We start from the raw sequence: 3,434 nt of genomic DNA, 5'->3' as shown, positions 1-3,434 counted from the left end.
TTGGTTGCGGGAGTAGGATTTGAACCTACGACCTTCAGGTTATGAGCCTGACGAGCTACCGGGCTGCTCCATCCCGCGACACTGGGCGTTTTGTGTGGCCCTGACATGCAAAAAGGGCGGCTTTGCGGGCCGCCCTGTTTTGTAACATTGTGATGGGTTTTTGATCCGTTGCTATGCGCGTGCTTCAATGCCTGGCGACGCCCTACTCTTCCAGTGCTTGAGCAATAGTACCATCGGCGCAGACTGGTTTCACGGCCGAGTTCGGGATGGGATCGGGTGGGTCACAGACGCTATGGTCACCAAGCAATGAAGCAGGCGCATAACTGCGGGTTTTTAATCGATACCGTGCACGTTTTTGAGTGTTTGATGTTCGTATATCTGGGCTGGCTTAAAACCACGCCATCAGCGTCTTTGCTGTTTCCAGCATTGTCGTTGATGGTGGGACTCTTAAGCGCGAACAGAGCAATTAGGACTGGTTAGCTCCATGCGTTACCGCACTTCCACATCCAGCCTATCAACGTCGTGGTCTACGACGGCTCGATGAAATCTTATCTTGAGGGAGGCTTCCCGCTTAGATGCTTTCAGCGGTTATCCCGTCCATACATAGCTACCCTGCTGCGCCACTGGCGTGACGACAGGTACACCAGAGGTATGTTCAACCCGGTCCTCTCGTACTAGGGTCAACTCCTCTCAAATTTCGACGCCCACGGCAGATAGGGACCAAACTGTCTCGCGACGTTCTGAACCCAGCTCACGTACCACTTTAATTGGCGAACAGCCAAACCCTTGGGACCTGCTCCAGCCCCAGGATGTGATGAGCCGACATCGAGGTGCCAAACGATTCCGTCGATATGAGCTCTTGGGAATCATCAGCCTGTTATCCCCGGCGTACCTTTTATCCGTTGAGCGATGGCCCTTCCACGAGGGACCACCGGATCACTATGACCGACTTTCGTCTCTGCTCGACTTGTCAGTCTCGCAGTCAGGCGGGCTTATGCCATTGCACTCTAACAGACGGTTTCCAACCGTCCTGAGCCCACCATCGCGCGCCTCCGTTACTCTTTAGGAGGCGACCGCCCCAGTCAAACTACCCGCCACAGAGGGTCCCTGCACCGGATAACGGTGCGAGGTTAGACATCAGAAAACAACAGGGTGGTATTTCACCTATGGCTCCACATCAACTGGCGTCAATGCTTCAAAGCCTCCCACCTATGCTACACAGTTCTTTCCTAATGCCACTCTGAAGCTGCAGTAAAGGTGCACGGGGTCTTTCCGTCTAACCGCGGGTACTCCGCATCTTCACGGAGAATTCAATTTCGCTGAGCATATCCTGGAGACAGTGGGGAAGTCGTTACGCCATTCGTGCAGGTCGGAACTTACCCGACAAGGAATTTCGCTACCTTAGGACCGTTATAGTTACGGCCGCCGTTTACCTGGGCTTCAATTCAGAGCTTGCACTCCTCCTCTTAACCTTCAGGCACCGGGCAGGCGTCAGGCCCTATACGTCGTCTTGAAGCCGACTTAGCAGAGCCCTGTGTTTTTGCTAAACAGTCGCTACCCCCTGGCCTGTGCCCCCCATCAAAAGTTGCCTTAAGATGGGGCCTCCTTCTTCCGAAGGTACGGAGGCAATTTGCCGAGTTCCTTCAGGATACTTCTCTCAAACGCCTTGGTATACTCTACCATTCCACCTGTGTCGGTTTAGGGTACGGTCTATACGGTGGGGCTATTTCCTGGGACCCCTTCACTGCCCGGAGCAATCCAATAAGCCCGAACAATTTACGGCATCCGTCACACACCACCAGGCCCACGAATATTAACGTGGTTCCCATCGACTACCCCCTTCGGGCTCGTCTTAGGGGCCGGCTTACCCTGCTCAGATTAGCTTTAAGCAGGAACCCTTGGAATTTCGGCGAGAGGGCATCTCACCCTCTTAATCGCTACTCATGTCTGCATTCGCACTTCCGATACCTCCACGGTCGGTTACCCTTCCGCTTCAACGGCCTACGGAACGCTCCGCTACCGCTCAGTCAAAGACTGAACCCTAAGCTTCGGTGCATCACTTTAGCCCCGTTACATCTTCGCCGCAGGATCTCTTATTTAGACCAGTGAGCTGTTACGCTTTCTTTAAAGGATGGCTGCTTCTAAGCCAACCTCCTGGTTGTTTTGGAAATCCCACATGCTTTCCCACTTAGTGATGACTTGGGGACCTTAGCTGTAGGTTAGGGCTGTTTCCCTTTTGACGACGGACCTTAGCACCCGCCGTCTGTCTGCCGAACTAGACTCGTTGGTATTCGGAGTTTGGTTAGAATTGGTAGATCTCGCGACCCCCGCATCCATCCAGTGCTCTACCCCCAACGGCAAATATTCGACGCTCTACCTCAATAGATTTCGCGGAGAACCAGCTATTTCCCGGCTTGATTGGCCTTTCACCCCTAAGCACAACTCATCCGACAATTTTTCAACATTGAACGGTTCGGTCCTCCAGTGCGTGTTACCGCACCTTCAACCTGGTCATGCATAGATCGCCGGGTTTCGGGTCTAATGCATCAAACTATGGCGCCCTATTCAGACTCGCTTTCGCTGCGCCTACACCTAACGGCTTAAGCTTGCTTGATACACTAAGTCACAGACCCATTATGCAAGAGGTACGCGGTCAGGTCTCAAGGACCCTCCCACTGCTTGTAGGCATCCGGTTTCAGGTACTGTTTCACTCCCCTCATCGGGGTGCTTTTCACCTTTCCCTCACGGTACTGGTTCACTATCGGTCATGTACGAGTATTTAGGCTTGGAGGGTGGTCCCCCCATGTTCAGACAGAGTTTCACGTGCTCCGCCCTACTCAAGTCCTGATGTTTCATTTTCGCATACGGGGCTGTCACCCGCTATGGCCGAACTTTCCAGATCGTTCTGCTAATTAAACATCAGGCACTGGCCTGGTCCGCGTTCGCTCGCCACTACTAACGGAATCTCGGTTGATGTCTTTTCCTCCGGGTACTGAGATGTTTCAGTTCTCCGGGTTCGCTTCACCAAAGCCTATTTTATTCAGCTTAGTGATACCTCTCCCATTTAACTACGCGCCTGGTTGCCCAGATACGGAATTAAATGGTGAAGGTGGGTTGTCCCATTCGGAAATCGCGGGATCAAAGCCTGCTCACGGCTCCCCCACGCTTATCGCAGCGTGCCACGTCCTTCATCGCCTGTACATGCCAAGGCATTCACCAGATGCCCTTACCTCACGCTTGAGAGTCCACACCACCAACGACAATACTGGGTAGCATTTGCCATTAGCTGTATCGGTGTGGTTATTAAACTCAGCCAGATAATCTTGTGTGTACAACAAAGCTCGCTTTCCGGATGCTTCCTTGCGGAAACACCAAAAACCGAACCATGTCGCCACGGCATCGATTAAAAAACCCATTCACAATGTCAAAGAGGC

Annotated in this window: 1 tRNA gene and 2 rRNA genes; all 3 read right to left on the bottom strand. The window is 52.9% G+C overall.

From position 1 onward, the window contains the following. Position 1: 1 nt before the first annotated feature. The 3 genes from AC0KVN_RS27415 to AC0KVN_RS27405 all read right to left on the bottom strand — a co-directional run bounded on the left by AC0KVN_RS27415 (position 2) and on the right by AC0KVN_RS27405 (position 3,239). Positions 2–78, bottom strand: a tRNA-Met gene (locus AC0KVN_RS27415). Between the two features lie 111 nt (positions 79–189). Beyond that, positions 190–304: ribosomal RNA gene (rrf, locus tag AC0KVN_RS27410) — 5S ribosomal RNA — on the bottom strand. A 143-nt stretch (positions 305–447) separates the two neighbouring features. Then, positions 448–3,239, bottom strand: a 23S ribosomal RNA gene (locus AC0KVN_RS27405). Between the last annotated feature and the right edge of the window lie 195 nt (positions 3,240–3,434).

Source organism: Sphingobium sp. SG1 (assembly GCF_057063145.1).
Note: the sequence above shows the minus strand (reverse complement) of the source record. Positions and strands in the feature narration are given on the sequence as shown.